Source organism: Chitinophaga hostae, assembly GCF_018224885.1.
Lineage (GTDB): Bacteria > Bacteroidota > Bacteroidia > Chitinophagales > Chitinophagaceae > Chitinophaga > Chitinophaga hostae.
Window position 1 is genome coordinate 37,209 of sequence record NZ_JAGTXB010000028.1, and the last position, 18,193, is coordinate 55,401.

14 protein-coding genes and 1 riboswitch are annotated in these 18,193 nt (G+C 43.9%); of the genes, 2 read left to right on the forward strand and 12 right to left on the reverse strand.

Features of this window, described 5'->3' with window-relative positions; genetic code table 11:
- Positions 1-20: 20 nt before the first annotated feature.
- The 12 genes from KE626_RS32450 to KE626_RS32505 all read right to left on the reverse strand — a co-directional run bounded on the left by KE626_RS32450 (position 21) and on the right by KE626_RS32505 (position 15,146).
- The gene (locus KE626_RS32450) at positions 21-1,448 is read right to left on the reverse strand and encodes a Gfo/Idh/MocA family protein (RefSeq protein WP_211977248.1); all 1,428 of its coding nucleotides are present in this window, start codon (positions 1,446-1,448) and stop codon (positions 21-23) included.
- 259 nt (positions 1,449-1,707) lie between these two features.
- Entirely contained in the window at positions 1,708-1,890 is a 183-nt protein-coding gene (flmA, locus tag KE626_RS32455) for a FlmA family RiPP peptide (RefSeq protein ID WP_211977249.1), read from the reverse strand.
- 29 nt (positions 1,891-1,919) lie between these two features.
- A complete protein-coding gene (locus tag KE626_RS32460) occupies positions 1,920-2,855 on the reverse strand; it encodes a peptide arginase, FlmR/OhkR family (protein WP_211977250.1) in 936 nt (311 codons plus the stop codon).
- Positions 2,856-2,960: 105 nt separating this feature from the next.
- The gene (flmC, locus tag KE626_RS32465; protein WP_211977251.1) at positions 2,961-3,509 is read right to left on the reverse strand and encodes a FlmC family 2OG-Fe(II) oxygenase; all 549 of its coding nucleotides are present in this window, start codon (positions 3,507-3,509) and stop codon (positions 2,961-2,963) included.
- Between the two features lie 18 nt (positions 3,510-3,527).
- Positions 3,528-4,364, reverse strand: a complete 837-nt coding sequence (locus tag KE626_RS32470) for a cupin-like domain-containing protein (RefSeq protein WP_211977252.1) — start codon at positions 4,362-4,364, stop codon at positions 3,528-3,530.
- A gap of 10 nt (positions 4,365-4,374) precedes the next feature.
- Positions 4,375-6,054, reverse strand: a complete 1,680-nt coding sequence (locus tag KE626_RS32475; RefSeq protein ID WP_211977253.1) for a S8 family serine peptidase — start codon at positions 6,052-6,054, stop codon at positions 4,375-4,377.
- Between the two features lie 10 nt (positions 6,055-6,064).
- The gene (locus KE626_RS32480) at positions 6,065-6,886 is read right to left on the reverse strand and encodes a hypothetical protein (protein ID WP_211977254.1); all 822 of its coding nucleotides are present in this window, start codon (positions 6,884-6,886) and stop codon (positions 6,065-6,067) included.
- 40 nt (positions 6,887-6,926) lie between these two features.
- Complete coding sequence (locus tag KE626_RS32485; RefSeq protein WP_211977255.1) at positions 6,927-8,408, reverse strand: FlmE/OhkG family radical SAM/SPASM peptide maturase; 1,482 nt, start codon at positions 8,406-8,408, stop codon at positions 6,927-6,929.
- Positions 8,409-8,422: 14 nt separating this feature from the next.
- Positions 8,423-10,159, reverse strand: a complete 1,737-nt coding sequence (locus tag KE626_RS32490) for an ABC transporter ATP-binding protein (RefSeq protein ID WP_211977256.1) — start codon at positions 10,157-10,159, stop codon at positions 8,423-8,425.
- A complete protein-coding gene (locus KE626_RS32495; RefSeq protein ID WP_211977257.1) occupies positions 10,152-10,904 on the reverse strand; it encodes a helix-turn-helix transcriptional regulator in 753 nt (250 codons plus the stop codon). Before KE626_RS32495 ends, KE626_RS32490 begins: the two co-directional genes overlap by 8 nt.
- A 34-nt stretch (positions 10,905-10,938) precedes the next feature.
- Positions 10,939-13,407 carry a TonB-dependent receptor domain-containing protein gene (locus KE626_RS32500; protein ID WP_211977258.1) on the reverse strand — a complete coding sequence of 823 codons (2,469 nt, stop codon included), beginning with the start codon at positions 13,405-13,407 and terminating at the stop codon, positions 10,939-10,941.
- A gap of 389 nt (positions 13,408-13,796) precedes the next feature.
- Complete coding sequence (locus tag KE626_RS32505) at positions 13,797-15,146, reverse strand: S41 family peptidase (RefSeq protein WP_211977259.1); 1,350 nt, start codon at positions 15,144-15,146, stop codon at positions 13,797-13,799.
- 170 nt (positions 15,147-15,316) lie between these two features.
- Positions 15,317-15,541: riboswitch (cobalamin riboswitch) on the forward strand.
- 285 nt (positions 15,542-15,826) lie between these two features.
- Between KE626_RS32505 and KE626_RS32510 the strand changes: the two genes are divergently transcribed.
- Together KE626_RS32510 and KE626_RS32515 are read left to right on the forward strand one after the other, a co-directional pair.
- Positions 15,827-17,167 (forward strand): DUF5074 domain-containing protein, encoded by a 1,341-nt coding sequence (locus KE626_RS32510; RefSeq protein WP_211977260.1) that lies wholly within the window; start codon positions 15,827-15,829, stop codon positions 17,165-17,167.
- A 39-nt stretch (positions 17,168-17,206) separates the two neighbouring features.
- Positions 17,207-18,136, forward strand: a complete 930-nt coding sequence (locus tag KE626_RS32515; RefSeq protein WP_211977261.1) for a hypothetical protein — start codon at positions 17,207-17,209, stop codon at positions 18,134-18,136.
- The last annotated feature ends 57 nt before the right edge of the window (positions 18,137-18,193 follow it).

Sequence of the window (18,193 nt, forward strand, 5' to 3'; positions counted from 1 at the left end):
GGGACCGTAGTCCCCTTGCATCAAACTTTATAATATTGCTCCCAGCCCTTCCGTGGGGGAGGACCTATCAGTAATTCATTGGCATGTTTATTATTAGTAATGATCTTCTTTTCCCGGTCAAACTGTAATTTTTCTCCTGTCCACTGCGCCAGCACACCAAGACAGAACACCTGGCTGAGCGGACCTGCTATGGCGAATGGAGATCTTGTTTGCTCCTGGCCCTTACAAGCCAGCAGGAAGTTCTTAAAGTGGTTAGACGGACTTTCCGGTACTACTGGTAGTTTACCCGCCATTTCTTTTGCTTTTGCCTCCGGAATAATGGAGAGGGTACTGCCATGCGAGCCTCCTTTAAATGTAAGGTCCTTACTGTAGATAATCTTACCAGGATTCAGTTTAGAAGGTGCGATAGGACCATTGCTTGGAGGCGGAATATTAGGATCCAGTCCCGATACACCGTATCCTGCAGGAATGGGCGGCAGGTTATCTACGCCATCGTACCAGGTGATATCCAGTGCGGGCATATTTCCTCTTCTGGGGAATTTGAATGCCAGTGTGGACGACATCGGGTAGAAGAAGTTATTGTGCCCCGTTAGTTTGACAGGATTAACTTCATATGGTAAGCCAAGTTGGAGGAACTGGTGGGCGGTATCGATGAGATGTGCGCCCCAGTCACCCAGTGCACCCATACCGAAGTCGAACCAGCAGCGCCATTGGCCGTTTACGAAATCTTTGTTATAAGAATGCCCCTGTGTTGCCATCTGCCAGATATTCCAGTCGAGGGTAGCAGGTGTTTGTTCTGCAGCCGGGAACGAGCTTATATTGGGGTTCCAGCCATGCCAACGCCGCGGAGAGTTCATATGCGCGGTAATGGCGGTTACATCTTTAATGATACCGGCTTCTGTCCAGGCTTTAAACTGGAAGTAATTAGCTTCAGAATGCCCCTGGTTGCCCATTTGGGTCACCACTTTCGGATGCTTCGCGGCAGCCTTCATCATCAGTTCCACCTCGTTGAATGTGCGTGCCATGGGCTTTTCTACATATACATGTTTGCCCAGGCCTATAGCCATCATCGTGATCGGGAAATGGGAGAAGTCAGGCACTCCGATAGATACAGCGTCAATCTGGTTGCCCATTTTGTCGAACATCTGGCGAAAATCCTGGAAACGCGGTACCTCAGGGAACATTTTCATTACCTCCAGGGTATGCGGGGCGCCCATGTCTACATCGCAGAGTGCTACAATGTTTGCCAATCCTGTCTTGTAGAGCGCCTGGGCAATTTCTCCCCCTCTGTTGCCTATACCAATAAAGGCGAGGTTTACTTTTTCGTTAGGCCCGATCTTGCGGGTATATGGCTTCGCTGCCGCCATCAGCAGGCCTGGAGTAGCAGTGGCCAGGGAGGCCAGCGCCGCCTGCTTCAGGAAAGTCCTTCTTGAGTTATTGTAATTCATCCCGTGGTTTGTTGATTGCTGGTTCCAAATGTATAAAAATGGTTTTGCAATCGAATGAAAAAACTCAGAAAAGCGAAAAAACTTTACATGAATGGTAAATGGAGCGCTTTGCTGTATGCAGGATCCGCTTCGATATAGTGTATTTTATTATTATATATCAATGCCTTTCCTAAAAAGGGGCTGATAGGCTTATGTAAAGATTTACATCTGGCGGGAAGGAATATAGCCTCCGCATAGAAACCGGAGGCCATATTTTCAATTAGAAAAGCAGTGAATCCACTTCTTCTTCTTCAGCATTGCGCTGATCAGCTTCATTTCTCCTGCATTTTGTACGGCAAAGAGATTCAACAACATTGGCAGTTGCATAAATGTCTTCTGTGTTACGGGGCTTAATCAGATCCCTTACTTTTTGCGCTTTGAGCGCATCTTTTTTTTCTTGCATGTTGGTACTGTTTATAGATGAAAAAAGAATTACCGGATCACGGCAGCCGGAAGTATATTGCTGATATGGCATGCTTCTTCCAGCTGCAATACTTCACCAAGTCCGTTAAGCAGCTTTTTTTCGATATACTCCCATTGGTCACTTGCTGTATAACCACTAAAGGCGGAGCGGCATATCGTAATGATATCAGGGGTAATATTGTTTTGGGTAAGGGTGTTGATGAAGTTGTCGATCCGGTGGTCAATAGTAGTTTCAGACACTTTAAGAATGCTGGGATAGGTGTCGGTATAATTATTAAATACGTAGAAATAACTATCGTTCAGCGTGCACACATCAATTCTGGGACCCAGGTAACGTAACCGGTGATATTTATCATTTACAAAAGATTCATATTCCTCCCTGGTGATCTCTATATATATTTCTTCCTGGGCATTAGGATCTCCGGAACAGGAAAAGTAATCCAGGTCTATATCCAGCGTAACATTGGTGGCCTGGCCTGCCAGGTGCTTTTCTTCGCATAAAGCATACAAAAATTCCTTGTGCATGTTTTCGGAAGCGAATTTGTCATTCAGATTTATCAGGTCAGCAACAGGGCCGTAAATAATTTTCTTCCCATCATTGTTATAGCTCCTGACAAACATCTGGTGATGCGTGTTGCTTTTTTGAGTTCTGTGTTGTTGCTTAATCCAGTATATTTTGTTGAACAAACCCTGGTAAGCAGCCGGTATGATAAATGATGCAATGGAAAGCTCGTCTTGCATAAATTGATGGATAGCATCAAGGTCTTTGCCTAACTGATGAATGCTGGTATTGGATTGTAAGCTCCCCATATCAGAGTGTTCATCAAAATGATAGAGGGTATTGGCCGATTCAGGCATCCATCCGTTTATAACACTATAGTGCCAAACATAAAAGGCTTCATGGTGTTCTTCTACAATGAATACCGGTATTTTTCTTTTTGACATGGCAGCGGGTTTTCTTTATCAGTTATCATTACAAAAATAAACAGCGACTATCTATATGACAATTCCTATTTATTGATTTATATTCCTCTTTCTTGCTTGTAAACATTAACGAACCTGGTATTTTATCGCCATCGTAAAACGTGATGATTTGCAGATCCGGCTTGGTATGGAACCATTGTGTTCTATGGCCCCCGGAAAAATTACAAAACGACCGGGCCTGGGGAGTATACCAAGTTTTGTTTCTTTGTTTTCGTAGAATAAAGTCTCGCCTCCCCAGCTGTAATCCCATTCTTTATTGACGTAATACAGTACCGTGATATCATTTTTGTTGACACTGCAATCCCGGTGCGGGTAAGCCATATCCCCGTAGTGACACATATTGATGTAGGCCCTGTACAGACTCATTTCTTCGATAGCAATAAACTGGTTAAGCAAATCCCTGGCTGTTTTCCCGATCAGTAATTCGGTTTCAAACTTTTCGATGTTGAAATCAATGCTGAAGATGGGATATTCATCTGCATGGCTGTCTTTTTCCTTCCTTGAAAAAGGAAGATCACAGGTGATATTGTAAAAGTCCAGTACTTCCTCCTGGGGCAGCATATTATCTATGATGTAAATGTTCTTTCCTGCAATTGTTTCTGTTTTTACTAACATTGCTTGTTGTTTTATAGGTTATTGATGCTTTAGTCCTTCTGCAACGATCTGTTCAAATGATTCAAGGGCACGTAGGTTATTCGTTTGTCTGAAGTATTTGTAGACTTGTTGGTAATTCGTTTCATTGATGAAATTCTCCGTCAGGGAAATGCCGGCTTCTACGTTTAATACGGCATGCCACCATCCGCTGGGCGTGTATACTACATCACCTGGTTCCTGGATGCAGATCAAAGGGCTCGCATTTTCATAATCAGGGAATGTTTCATAATCAGGGCTGAATACATTTACATCACCCTGATAAAGGCTGGATTCCTGCCCCGGAGGGAAGAAGAACCAGAGTTTTTTCCCTGAAATAACAGCATTCCAGGCACTGGTGTTCCAGAGATCCAGGTGCAGGTCGGAGCCGGTATTGGCGGCGCCAATGTAAATCCACGACAAAGCATATCGTCTTTTTTCCGCCGGCATCAGGCGATACCAGCAATGAAAGCAGTCGGGCGTTTTGTAATGCTGGCTGAGTGCCGCCTGGATATGAAACTGCGTTTTGAAGTAAAAAGGAGGGGAGGAGGTACTTTTTTCTTCTTTTATATAATCAAAATAATCGCTTAGCAGAAACGCCTGTTTCTCTTTTATCTTTCCCATCCGGCGATCAGCATTTTCCGAAACATGACCATAGTGTTTTCTTAAATAGTCTTCTGTCCATAATTTTGCGGCTGGTCCCCAGCTGTCAAAGTTGTCTTTGAATATTACGGGCTGTCCGCTGAATCCAAACGCTTCATTAAATTCTGCCAGCGGTGGTGTTCTTCCCTGTATGGCCTGTACATGAGGATAACGTGCTGAAATAAGATTAATATCCATAGTGTTTTTTTTATGAGAAAAAATGTCGGATTGCATCGAGTAATGGCACTGGGTCCGAAAGCATCAATAAGCAGCAGCCATTTGTTGCTGTATTTCGAAACAGTTGTTGTATGCGGGTATATGATTCCTGGCATATATCGTCAGCCAACAGGCATAGAAAAAAAGTTTCCCGAAAAGTGCTTGTTAATTGCCTGAAAGTGGCTGCAATCCATTCCTGAGGCTCTTTACCGGTAAGGTGAAGTATTACGCCGTCCGGCCGGGCATCTGCCAGGTGCGCAATAGCCTTATGGGAGTATTCATATACAGAAGAACTGGCAACCATATACACGATCAGATCCGGTGTAAACTGCGCTTGTACATGCCGGTATAAATTGTTTAGCGCCACCTGATCCTGGCCTGCATTTAAATGGCGGGAGAAACATATTTCCCCCGGAAGATGATTGCTGAGAAGGCTTTCGGTAATATAAAAGCTGCTGTAGCCATTTTCTTCCAACACCCCCTTCAATATACGCTTGAAAAACAGGTATTGCCAGTCTGCCGTGGCGCCGTATGAAGCCAGTACGGGCGTTTGGTTTCGCGGTAAACCGGTTTCATGGCCCAGATAGGGCGTTACAGGCGTATTGCCGGGATGCAGCAATAATTTTGGATAGTGAGGTACTATCGATGTCAATGCAGTAACATAGGGTAATAGTTCGTCATGGGAAACAGCTATATTTTTCCCTTTAATGGCTGCTTCTTTTATCGCCTTATATTCATTGACAAGTATATTGTCCGGTACATCAGCTGCATGAGGTAATACGATCAACGTGTCTATTTCGGGTAGTGTTGCAACCAGGTTAGCGGCAGTCAGCAGCCTGGTATCTGCAGGTCCGCCGGCAAGGAAAGGAGCGGTGGTTCCTGTTATCCCCAGCGAATCTGCTACGCTGTGCCTGTACCTGATGAGCGGGCTTTGCAGATAATGCACTATATCCTTTTCCTCAACAGCAGGAAAAGGTTTGATAGGAATCAGTGTAGAAGTACTGTAGGAAAGGATTTTAGAAAGAAGACTGCTGTTCTCTCTTTCGCTGATTTCCTTCATTTCAGCTAATGCTGCTGTGAAAAAAGCAGCGGCATAGCTTGTTCCGCTTACCGTTTGTGTGGTCCCGTTGGTCCAATGTACGGATTGCGGTAAGCCATATGCAAGTACGTTAATAGCGCCTGTCCCCAGGTATTTGTACTCCCGGCATCTTCCATTAACAGCGGTATATACCCCTGTAACAAACGGAAAGTAAGCAGGATAGCAAGATACAGCAGGATCATGGAATGCTGCGGCAACTATCAGGATACCTTTCAGGTAAGCAGAGAGACAGAGATCATATAAGGTGGTGGATGGTACCCGCGCCACAATTCCCATACTGATATTGATAATTTCTGCGGATGTTGCTGTCAGGCACCAACGGATACCCTCACATAATAGCTGTTCGCTAATAGCCGAGTCAGACGATAACTTAACGATAACCAGTTCTACGTCAGACTGCCAGCTGCATATGATGCCTGCAATGGCAGTACCATGCCCATCATCATCATTGTAATCGCTTTCGTAGGAAATGCTGCCATTCTGCTCTTTTATAGTGACACCTGAAATACGCTTGTTGTTGAAAATAGCATGCGTCATTGAAATGCCACTATCTATAATAGCTATTTTTTTCATGCAGTTTCAATTACTTTAGATAGGCGTAGTTAGACTCGTTGTCATAAATATTATCCAACGTATTAACCAGTTTCAGGAAGCGCTTGTAGTTCTTGAATCCCTGTGAAACTGCCAGGTTTTTTCCGGCCAGGAACATGTACGAGTCATCTATCTGGTATACCGGCATATCTTTCGTAACCTGGTCCATCAACGTAACCACTTCCCGCAATACCGGGTGATGCCTGGAAAGTACGATCTCTGCATCGAGTAATATCTTGATCAGCGGAAAATGAAGCCCATCGTTTTCCTGCTGCCGGTCAGCAAAAAAATCCTGCCTGGATATTTCGATGGTGTCTACGTAATAAAACAGGTCAGCCTGTTGTTCAAACAGTTCTTTTATTGTATCGAAACTGCTGCTTAGCTGATCGAATGGGAGAAACAGGCTGACTTGAAAGAATGCTTTCGTCTTATAAGACAGCGCAGCAAAGGCCTTCTCAAGTTGCTGTAATTTTTCATCTGTGCCTGCAATTTCCCTTAGACTGTAATTATATGCCTGAAGTTCCCGGACAACATAGGCTGCGCAGTCATAGGTCAAAAATGAATTGTCTTTTTGAATATGCTGCAGCCAGATGCTATTTACGCCCTTTATCTGTTGCAGCACTTCTGCTGTGATCTCATTTCCCCGCCACAGCTGATCTACAATAGCAGTACAATACTCCTGCAATAGATAGGAGGCGTTGTTTAGCTTGTCGAGCGCAATCTTTTTTTCGTTTTCAGCCTGTGCCGGGTCAATTCTCCTGTTTAAGTAAACATGGCTGAAGTTATTGGTGAATGGTTCGTTGAATAGCATCATAGCTGACCGTGGTTTACATACGTTGAAAAATACTGCCCGTCTATTTATTGGAATGCCCTGTATTTTCTTTCTCCTGGTGGAATGGGAGGGCAATCATTTCCGGGTTTTCTTTCATTAACAGGTACTGGCTTTTTAATGCTGGTATGGTTTGCGTTTTCCAGTGGGTGCAGGGCGGTTTTTTGTTAATAGCCTGTACCGAACAGGAAAGTTGATCACAAACAGGTAAGTACTGACAATTGTAACAACTTTCATGCACCTCAAACCTGTCGTAGTTTAAATAATCAGTAAAGTCGGGCAGTTTATATCCTTCGGAAATATGATTAATGCTTCTTTTCTCATCATGAATAGTTTCCCAGCATTTATGGATGTATCCCTCAGGGTCGAGTACTATGCCGTATGGAGATACCCAGGTGCCACACTCCTCCTGTAGTTCAGGCAACAGCCACTTCAGCCGGCCGCTTTTAATATTGTTGCCGGCAGCCCAGGTATTGAAAATAGAAAGCTGTAATTTTCTGAATTCAAGCAATGCATCGAAGTATTCATGGGCATCCAGGCGGCTGCTGGTATCGTCTTCACCCGCTTCTTCGTAGGTGCGTAACCAGGCTACTTCTACACTCACCTGTTTATACCGTTGGGGCCAGATGCCATACTTTTCCAGGTCGGCGAATAACCGGGGTACCGAAGCGGCTACTTTTTTATCCAGGTTAATCCGGATGTTAGCCTGCATGCCGGCAGGCATCATGGACAGATTTTCCAGGATCTGTACATAATTTTTTTTGCCTTCTTTCCCCTTCAACGGGCGATAACTATCATGTACTTCCTGTGCGCCATCTATGGTAACCTGCACACTGTTAACATCATGTTCTTTCAGGAGAAACCAGTTCTCTTTGGTAAGATAGATGCCATTGGTAATAATATTAGCGCCATAAGGCATATTATTGGCCGCGCACAGTTCTTTCAGACGTGGTGTCAGCTTGATAATTGCCTCTCTGTTGATAAGGGGCTCGCCGCCATACCAGGTGATGTGAAGACCTTTCCATTTATCTACCTGGGATTGTTGAATCATATCTTCCAGGTATGATATGATGGACTGGATGTGGTTTTCGTTTTTCAGCGATTTATTCGGTTTGACAAATTCAAAGCAATAGGGACAACCCATATTACATACCATGGTAGTACCAATGGTCAAACGAATAGCGGCTTCTTTTGCTGTTTTCATAGAAGCCCTTTGTTCCTTGTATTTCCTGTGCAGCTCTTCCCTTTCCTGGATACTGTCGTCTATAAGAAACCCCTTTTCATACAGATCAGGCACCATAACGGAGATACCAGGGTCGGTTACATCAACAGGAGTGCCGGCATTTTGTGAAAGTTGCAATAGATCCCCTGCTGCGGTGGGAATCACCATCAGACCTCCATTCAGCGTATTATAAATGAGATATTCCTCTTCTTCTTTGATGGGTATCAATACAGTATAGAAGCTGATTTTGAGCTGTGAGGGCATGGACGCCGTGACGTGTTGCATAATTCAGTATTTAGTTATTTATGAAATGGTATTTGACTGTCTTCATATTTATCTTGCAGGAAGAATAGCTGCCGGTAAGCGCCGTTTCCTTGCCATAGCGCTTCATGGGTACCGGTTTCAGCAATGCTGCCATTTTCCAGGCAGATAATTTCATCACATTGTCTTGCCATGCTGAGACGATGGGTTACTACCAGTATAATGCTATTACGGTATTGCGTCTGCAGCAGGTTTATGATAGCAAGTTCACTTGCGGTGTCAAGCGCAGCGGTTGCTTCATCCAGTATAATAAAGGCTGCTTCTCTTAATAGCGCCCTTGCAATGGCTACCCTTTGCATTTGTCCGCCAGACAGGCTATCGGTAGCTGTGTCCAGATCCTGTCCGCCGTTTTTCAACTGCTGGTAGATCCCTGTCATGCCCGCTGCGGCTTCAATATCTTCACAGGTGGCCCCGGGGTTTCCGTAAGAAATATTCTCAGAGATCTTTCCCTTCAGCAAAGCAGCGCCCTGGGAAACAACTGCGACCTTGTTCATCCAGTCGTAAGTTCCTATATCTTCAAGCGGGGTATTATTTATATATATCGACCCTGTTACAGGGATAAATTTGCAGAGAAGGTTCACCAGCGTGCTTTTGCCATCACCGCTTTTTCCAACGAGTGCATAGATCTGTCCTTGTTTCAAATGAAGACTGACCCGGTTTAATACAGGTGTGTTTCCATAAGCAAAGGACAATTCCCTGGTAGTAATATCTGTTATGGGATCTGGCAGTTTCTTTCTGCCTTCATATATATTTTCAACAGGGGTTTCAAGTATTTCCCGTATTTGCTGCATGGATACCGTTGCACGCAGCAGATCGGTGTATAGATTTAATATTTCGGTTGAAGGGCTGTATATGCGATTGAGATATTGCAGGAAGGCAACCAGTGATCCGAGTGTCATGCCGCCTGCCAGCACATTTCTGCCTCCATAACTCCATACTATAATGGGTCCAAGAGCCATCATAAATACGGCTATATTGTTGTTCAGGGATGATTTGATGGCCTGTTTAACATTCAGTAAACGTAGCTCCCGGGAGATTTTTTTCATGTTTTCCTGCTCAAACCGGTAAGTATTGCTCGCTCTTATCAACCTGATGTTTTCAAACCGTTCTATGAAGTATCCTTGCAGATCAGCCTGTTTGGCGCTTATCCATTTGAAATACAGTTTTATTTTGGGCGAGAAGTATTTGACGTTTAGGATAATCAAAGGAAAAATCACTGCCGATACAAGAAATAACCTGGTGTCCAGTATACATAGCATTGTTATAATACCCCCCAGCGTAATACCATTATTGATGATCCTGACGATTGTTTTTGTGAGCGCGGTTTCAATGTGCTCTACTTCATCATCCATTTTTTGAATAATATCACCTGTTTTGTTTGAGGTGAAATAGGATAAAGGCATATGTAGCAGATGTGAGAATACTTTTAGTCGAATGTCGCTGACAACTTTGTTACTGATGTTTGCGTAGTAATAGTCAGCCAGGAAAGAACTGCCTATTCTCAATACGTATATGCCCACCAGTGTGATCAGTATCTTTGCCAGCATTTCGTAGCTATGTTGGGGTAAGGCAACATCTATGATGATTTTCAGCAGATAGGGTGAGGCGAGCATGCTTAGATTACTAAGCAGCATAAGCAATATAAGCACTATCTCTCCTTTCCAGTAAGGACGCAGAAACGGGAAGAACCCGGAAATAATACGAATGTTAACCATGATTCACATTTGTAGCGTGCATATTCAGATGATAAACTTTGGGCGAACAACCTAAAACGCGATTGAAGCATTCATTGAATCTTTTTTCATTGCTGAACCCCGAAAGTGTTGCTATCTCCTTCATTTTATAACTGGTTTTATCCATCAGCTTGATGGCATGTATTATCTTAAGACACAAGAGCATTTTTTTCGGCGATATGAGTCCTGATTTCTTGAAGTCTTTAATCAGGTTAAATTCGCTATAGTTAAACCGCTGGGCTATTTCCTGCACGGTCATTATTTTCTGATAGTATGATTCAATGTACAGGAGGATTTCTGTCAAGGCAAAGGAGCAGGCGGACAGCTCTACATTCAGTTCCCGCAGACTGGCTTTTACCTGGTTGTCGTTGATTATTCTGGCAAGTTCCCGGGGTATCTCGTCTAATGTTGAGCTGCCAATTACATTTTTTATTCCATGTGCGCCACAAAGCCTGGCCAGTTCAATATTGTCCTTGTCGATGATCACCAGTACAGGGAGATCCGGGTAGCGATTATTATACAGGAGGATCTGATCGAGCCTGGACGGGGCGTTTTCCACCAGCAAATCAAATATGATACAGGATAATGATAACGGATTTACCTTCATGGTCCGAATGCTGCTATCCGGATGAATGAATAATTCAAAATCATTTTTTAATAATTCCTGTAACCTTGTTACATAAAATTTGCTGCAACATAATAAGCAACTGAAGATAGCCAGGGTCATATGAATTGATAGGTATGCGTTAAACAAACGGTATTTACTGGTTCATTCCTTTAATACGATTAACCTCCTCTTTATTTACTGCTTCTTTAGCTGATTTAGCTCCTGCATTCTTCTTACTGAAACTGTACTGGAAGGCAACCAGGCATCTTCTTGAATCAGAGGCATTGTTGGACAGTACATACTGGTTCTCAAAATCCTTTATACCTTTGGAAAAATTGGTCTTGAAAATATCCAGCAGTGCTATCCGTATGGTTCCCTTGTCTTTGAGTATCTTTTTTCTCAGCACCGCATTCAGGTTGCCGTTGGCTTTGTAAATGGTTTGGGCATCAACGGAAGAGCTGCTGTAGTCGCCACTCAATTGCAGGCTGAATTTATGTGGCAGTTTGAAAACACTGGATACATATAGTTCCAGGTTTCCTTTAGCGGACAGTTGCTGCCGGGCCGTCCCCGTGTACCGGTTGTAAAACCAGCTGGCATTACATTGTATATCCCACCACTTGGTCACCTTAAATGGCGCCGCGATGGCAATGCTGTAATTATATTGCTTACCTATATTTATAATGCTGTATGAAAACTCCCTGGTAGAATCGATCTGGCGGGAGTACTCATCCTCCATTACATCGGTTGTTACGGAGTATCCGGCTGTCAGTGAGTATTTGTCCTTAAACAGGTAATTCGCCTCAAAGGAGTTGGTATATTCAGGTTGCAGGTAGGGGTTTCCTTCGTAGTACTGGTAAGGATCGTAATAGAATTTAAAGGGGTTCAGGCTCTGATAGGTGGGCCTTCCGATCCTCCGGGAGTAGGAGATGCCGAATATATTATCTTCATTAGCGGTATATTGTATGAATGCGGAAGGGAAGAAGCGATAATAGTCCCGGTTAAATGCGCTCCCGAGTGTATATGACCGGCTTCTGACAGCTGTCCATTCTGTTCTGTTGCCAAGCTGAAGTGTCCACTTCTCCCATTCTTTTTTCCAATTAATATATGCAGCAGCAACGGTTTCACGGTATCTGAACTTGTCTGAATTTTTATCATCAATAATGAAGGTGTCTTTTACCTGGTTATACCGGGTAATGCTGTTATCCGTTGAAATGAAGCTTAGTTTGGCGCCGGCATCAATTGTGTTCGATGCTTTCAGCGGTTTCGTGTAATCGATCCCGATAGTATAGATGTTAATACGTGTTGGATTGTTTACGTCATTCCTGTCTGGTGCTCTTGAAGTATGATGTGATTGATCAAAGAAATGAGTATTGTTATTTACGGACTGTCTATCGTCGAAGGCGGTGAACCCTAGGTTTACTGAAAGCAGTTGTTTACTGGAATCCGGGTGGAAATCGTAGTACAGGTTAGTGCCTATTGTGTTATACCGGTATGACTTGTAGTTTTCGTTGTTAAAGCTGGAATCAGTTTTCCCGTAACGTGTGTACGCATTCGTTTCAGCAATATAAGGTGTTTGGTCGTTTCCGTTATAGGCATTGAAGTCGATGCCTGCATGGTGTTTTTTATTGAAATTAAATTCGGCACTGGCATTATACCGCGCATTTTTCCTGTCTTTAAGGGTGGAATGATACTGATCGAAGTAAATATCATTTCCATTTTCGTGGTATCTTCTCAGCTCTGTGCTGTAGGAAAAGATATGCTGTTGTTGAAGGTCAACGCTGGCGCTCGTACTCAACTTACCTTTGTTATAGAAGACACCAACTCCTTCCGAAAAGGAGGCATATTCACCCTGCGAGTAGGTAGTGCTCATCCGTCCTCCCGCGGCTCCTTTTTCCTTTCGCTTCATAACAATATTGATGATGGCTGCTGTACCTTCTGCATCGTATCTGGCGGGAGGATTGGTAATGATTTCAATACTGCTTACCTGGTCAGCCGGTAATGTTTCCATAAATGTTTTGGCCTGTGCTCCCGACATTTGTATGGATCGGCCGTTCAGCATTATCCTTACACCTGATTTTCCATTTATTTTAATGTTATTTTGGGCATCTATAACGATACCCGGACTGGCTTTTAAAATGTCAAGAAAGGTATTGCCGGCAGTGGCTAATTGATCCGTCTTAATTACTATTCTATCTATTTCCCGTTTAATAACCGGATCTTTCTGGTTAATCTCTATCTCCCGCAACTGTCTTATTTTGTCGGGTAGTACAATTGTTCCCAGGTCTATGTTGTCACTGGCTGCATTTATAACGATGGGCAGGTGAAGTGTCTGGCAACATGTATCCGAAATAATGAGCTGATAGTTACCTGGTGTTGCAGCAATGCTGATGGAAAAGTGGCCTTTATCGTCCTGCTTTATATAGGTTGTATCTTTGCTTGTTATTAGTTTAATAACAGCAGATGGAAGCGGAATATGCTTTTTATTGAAGCAGGTTCCTGTTATTTTAATCATCCTGTCTGCATTGGCTTTTAGCTTAGCATGCTGCTGAGCAAGCCCAAACTGGGAAGACAATAGGAGGACAGCCGGAAAAATGAGGGATTTCCAGTTGGTTATTTTTTGCATGGGCACAATATTTTACCTGCAATGATCCATGAGAAGTCATCGCAGAAATGTTCGGCTACAACAATAAAATCCTGTATTGCAATATGGGCTTTCGATTAATATTGCTGTTGAATTAAAACAGGGTTCCTGGTATTGCCTGATGGCATTAGTTTATCACAACTAATTACTTCGGGTTTTAGTGCTGGTTTTAATGTATAGTTAACAGTTATTGATTTGGTGGAACTAAATCTCTCGCTACAATTACAGGTATAACAAATCTTTTTTCTTTTCGTTTTCGTGAAAATAACCGTTTTTTAAAATATTAAAAGAAGAAAATTGAACTTGCTTATCTTGTTGGGAAAATAATTGTTGAATTTTACCTGGCGCTTCAGCCCAAAGGCAATTGATCATCATTGGTGCTGTAATATCGCATGGATGGCATACTCCAGGGCATTGTCTTTTCCTGCCTCTTCTTTAATTAAGATATCCGGGTTCACAGGCATGAGTGCCTGGCTATTACCGTTGGCGCCCAGGTCGAACGTTGTTGTGGTTGTAACGGTGAGGCCTATACGTGGAGTGAAGGTATAAACTTCTCCAAAATCATTCGTTGCCTCGCCGGTAGGTTGTCCGATCAATGTGGCGAGATGATAGGTCTTTATTGCGTCTGCCAGCATATTCGCGCTGGAAAATGTACCGGCGCCTGTTAGTACAAACACGGGGCCACGATACCTGAGTGGGTTGGGAGCGGGAAGGTGTGCTGCATATTTTTCCTCCAGTACACTGCCATCACGGGCTGATTGATAGGTCCTGTATTCTTTTTTGCTCCAGTCTTTTCTGTTCGATCTCATAAATATTTTATAGTCAGCGCTTACCTTCCAGTATTTGCCGGCAGAAAGGCGAAAGGATTTATCCGTGATGTACGATAGCAACAATTCGCCCAAATCACTATCTCCTCCGCCGTTTTCCCTTAGATCAACGATAAGGCCTGTCACCGGGCGTTTCCGGATGTCTGAGAAGCTGCTGTCAAGTAATTGCCTGAATGCCTTGATATTTTGCATGTTCCTGAAATTGATATAGGCAATGTTTTTATCCAGGCGCTGGAAGTAGTAATCTTTGCCGGCCCATGCGTTTGCCGCCTGCGACCTCAGATCGCTGAAAGGTATCCCGGCAACAGTAATGGTATCAGTGATGTGTTGCTCCATGGAGTAATACCGGATCCGGAATGGACTTTGGATACCCAATGCATATAAGTATTGATAGAAATGATCATCTGCTTCACTCTGTCTTGATGAAGGTAAACCTCCATTGCAGGATAGCGCCAGCCGGTATAGACTGTCTGCATTACGGTCATTAATACTGATAAGACTATCGCCCTTTTGCAGGCGGTGATTACGGGAGAGGTTCTCAGCAATGTATAGCCGTGTAGTCCGGAATGGAAAAACGGCGCTGTTATGTAAGCTGTCCTTTACGCCGGCGGGCAGCCGTACCTGGGTATGCCCGTCGTCCAGCCGGGCTGTCAGCAGGTTTAGTGTTATATAAGCATCTTCAGCGCTGATGTCTGGAGGGAGGATGCTTAATAGGCTATCTCTGTATTGCAGGAACGTTTGTTTGTTAGTATATAGGTAAGGATTATAATGAACAGATTCTATTGTTTGAATGATCGTTTCTATATCCTTACGTAAGTCAGCCCTCGTCATGCGCTGTGCATATAATGGTATGATATGAATTAATAGCGTTAACGATAACAGGATAGTTCTCATAGCCGGATGTTGTTGCGTCAGTTGAATATTTTTGCCACAATGCCCTTACAGCACGTAAGGATATGGTATGCAAATTATGCTTATTTACTTTCATCTGGTACTTTTGAAAGTAACGAATGCCCTTTGTAACCCATTTCCTCGCAACATTTGGTGATCTTATCTCCTTTCACTAATTTGCAGCCGCAACTGGTTATTCTTGCATAAACACAAGAATATTAAAAGGGAATCCGGTGTGAAACCGGAGCTATCCCCGTAGCTGTAAATCCTGCTGCCTGTTTTACAGGTATCGTTTTTTCGGAATTAATTCCTCCTTGCCACTGTTCCGGCTATCCGGAACGGGAAGGCGACCGAAAAAGCAGGAAAGCCAGAAGACCTGCCTTTTGCAACTATATCTCATGTTTTCGGGCGAAGAGCATGAATATGTTTTTCCCGGTATTCCGGTTTTTTATTTTTTGAATGAATGGATGTATGGTGATTGGCAATGCCCCGTAGCATGTGTCGTCATATACGCTGTGTATGTTTTGTTGCGTGAGGTGTTGCTTCATGCGCAATACTTATGTCCCGTTTTAATATCTATTGATAATGACTGATAACAAGAATGATCCGCGTCGAAGTATGGCCACCCCGGCACATTACGTGCATCATATAAATAGTTTAATTATTAATCAAAATATACCCCCATGCGCTTATCAGGAAGTATGCTTTTTATAGCTGCTGTTTTAACAATGGCGATGTCATGTAAGAAAAATGACGATGTTATTCCAGGCCCCGGTGTAGACAAAACCGGAGGTACAGACACATTACGTATTGGAGCTGCGGTTTCCTATCATCCCAAAATAGCGAATCCTGCGGGGGCTACATTTACCTGGAAAGTAAATGGCGCCGTGGTAGGAAATGAGTCCGCGTATACTTTCACTGCGAGTGCCCGCGGTGATTACCATATTGTGTTTACGGCAGGTAACGCCGCCACGGTGGACTCTGTGATATACCAGGTAAAGGTTTGGGGCAAGTATGAAAATGGCTTTTTTGTAGTGCAGGAAGGACAGTATGGCGCAACCGGCGGCGACCTGTTTTACTATAGCTATGATAGTAATAAAATAGCCTACGATGTATTTAAAACCGAGAATCCGGGGAAGGATTTTGGCCCGCCTACATCAACACTGCAGTTTGCGACAATCTATAACGGCAAGATATATATGTCTGTGAAAGTGGGTGGCCCGTTGGTGGTAGCCGATGCGTATAGCATGAAGGAAACAGGCAGGATCGATCATCTTCCGCAGGACGAAGGACATGCCTTTACCGGGATAGATAATACGAGAGGACTGTTGAGTGCAGTGGATGGAGTGTACCGGGTGAATCTTGCAGGTCCGGCCATAGGTGCTAAAATCGATGGAATTAATTCGGCTGCCGGCGATATGATGGTAGCGGGCGAATATGTTTTTGTGCTTACAGAGGGCGATGGCATTGTTGTACTGAAAACATCCGATTACAGTATTGTAAAGAAATATCCCAAAGGTACCATGGGATTTGCCCGCACGAAAGACGGCGCCGTATGGGCTGCCGGTGATTCGGCGCTCGTGCGTATCGACCCTGTTAGTCTTGCTGTAACAGAAACAAAGGTGCCATTTAAAGTTACCAATCCATGGGCTTTGTGGGCATGGCGTTCCGGCTCCATTACCGCCAGTGCATCCGGCAATGATGTTTATATCGCTGAACGTAAAGATGGACCTGGTATCGGTGGAACGATCGAGTATAGCGGCACAAAAATCTATAAATATACTCCTGGTAATGCCGCTTCCTTTGCCGCGCCCTTTATTACTATTCCAGGTGATCAATATTTTTACGGATCTGCCGTGAGATTCAATGAAAGAACCAAAGAACTGGTAGTGCTAACCCTTACCGACGAGTGGGGGAGCAGTAATGATAACAGGTGGTTATTCTATGATGCTGCCACCGGCGCCTTAAAGCAAACGGTTCGTTATCCCGGGTATTATTTTTCTGCACTTCCGGTATTTTATTAGGAAGACGTAATTGTTTTTTAAACCTCAACAATAATTTTTATGCGAAAATCCTATTTAACATCTTTAGGCCTGGGTGGTCTGTTAATGCTGGCTGCTTGTCAGAAAGAAGATCTTTCCGGTGGTCTTGAACCTGTTAAGAAGCCTTCTTCTTCGATTGTGAGCAATGTAACGGTAAGACAGGCCTTGCTTACCAGCAGTCCGCTTATCAGCCAGGTGTTTACTTACATGCCGGCGGCAGGACAGTTTATCAATGAAACAGCCTATGGTACCAATACCGCGGCCCAGGCCCTGGTAGGGAACACTACCCACCTGGTATCGCTGGGCGGTTATGGCGGGTATATTGTATTCGGCTTCGACCATTCGGTGGTTAACAGCGCCGGGAATGACCTGGGTATTTATGGCAACCCGCTGGGACCTACCTATCAATGGTCAGAGCCGGGAGTAGTAATGGTAAGCCAGGATACCAATGGTAACGGCATCCCGGATGATACCTGGTACGAGTTAGCAGGTAGTCAGTATACAGCAGCGGGCACCATTAAAAACTATCGCATCACCTACTACAATCCGCATGCCGCTGGTACCAGTGTGTTGTGGAAAGATAATCAGGGGGCTACCGGTTATGTGCAAGCCAATGCTTATCATACTGCCAACAATTATTATCCTGCCATGGCGCCTAACCAGGATTCTATTTCATTTACAGGAACTAAACTGGTAAATACCTTACAGACGGGTACTATCCTTACAAACCTCGCGTTTGCATGGGGATATTCCGACAGCTATTCAAGCGAGTATCCAACACTCGGATACAATACTTTTGATATCGCCTGGGCCGTAAACTCCGCCGGTACATCAGTAAGCCTGAATGCTATTGATTTTGTAAAGGTATATACCGGTCAGAATTGCAATGGCGGTGCCATGTTAGGAGAAATATCTACTGAAGTAAAAGGAGCCAGGGATCTTCATTTATAGGATTTGTTGTTTCCAGGCATATTGAAAAAAAACGAAGACCTGCGCATTACGTAGGTC

Coding starts and splice junctions, on each gene's coding strand:
- KE626_RS32450 (WP_211977248.1), bottom strand. CDS start 1,448: ATGAATTACAATAACTCAAGAAGGACTTTCCTGAAGCAGGCGGCGCTG.
- flmA (WP_211977249.1), bottom strand. CDS start 1,890: ATGCAAGAAAAAAAAGATGCGCTCAAAGCGCAAAAAGTAAGGGATCTG.
- KE626_RS32460 (WP_211977250.1), bottom strand. CDS start 2,855: ATGTCAAAAAGAAAAATACCGGTATTCATTGTAGAAGAACACCATGAA.
- flmC (WP_211977251.1), bottom strand. CDS start 3,509: ATGTTAGTAAAAACAGAAACAATTGCAGGAAAGAACATTTACATCATA.
- KE626_RS32470 (WP_211977252.1), bottom strand. CDS start 4,364: ATGGATATTAATCTTATTTCAGCACGTTATCCTCATGTACAGGCCATA.
- KE626_RS32475 (WP_211977253.1), bottom strand. CDS start 6,054: ATGAAAAAAATAGCTATTATAGATAGTGGCATTTCAATGACGCATGCT.
- KE626_RS32480 (WP_211977254.1), bottom strand. CDS start 6,886: ATGATGCTATTCAACGAACCATTCACCAATAACTTCAGCCATGTTTAC.
- KE626_RS32485 (WP_211977255.1), bottom strand. CDS start 8,408: ATGCAACACGTCACGGCGTCCATGCCCTCACAGCTCAAAATCAGCTTC.
- KE626_RS32490 (WP_211977256.1), bottom strand. CDS start 10,159: ATGGTTAACATTCGTATTATTTCCGGGTTCTTCCCGTTTCTGCGTCCT.
- KE626_RS32495 (WP_211977257.1), bottom strand. CDS start 10,904: ATGACCCTGGCTATCTTCAGTTGCTTATTATGTTGCAGCAAATTTTAT.
- KE626_RS32500 (WP_211977258.1), bottom strand. CDS start 13,407: ATGCAAAAAATAACCAACTGGAAATCCCTCATTTTTCCGGCTGTCCTC.
- KE626_RS32505 (WP_211977259.1), bottom strand. CDS start 15,146: ATGAGAACTATCCTGTTATCGTTAACGCTATTAATTCATATCATACCA.
- KE626_RS32510 (WP_211977260.1), top strand. CDS start 15,827: ATGCGCTTATCAGGAAGTATGCTTTTTATAGCTGCTGTTTTAACAATG.
- KE626_RS32515 (WP_211977261.1), top strand. CDS start 17,207: ATGCGAAAATCCTATTTAACATCTTTAGGCCTGGGTGGTCTGTTAATG.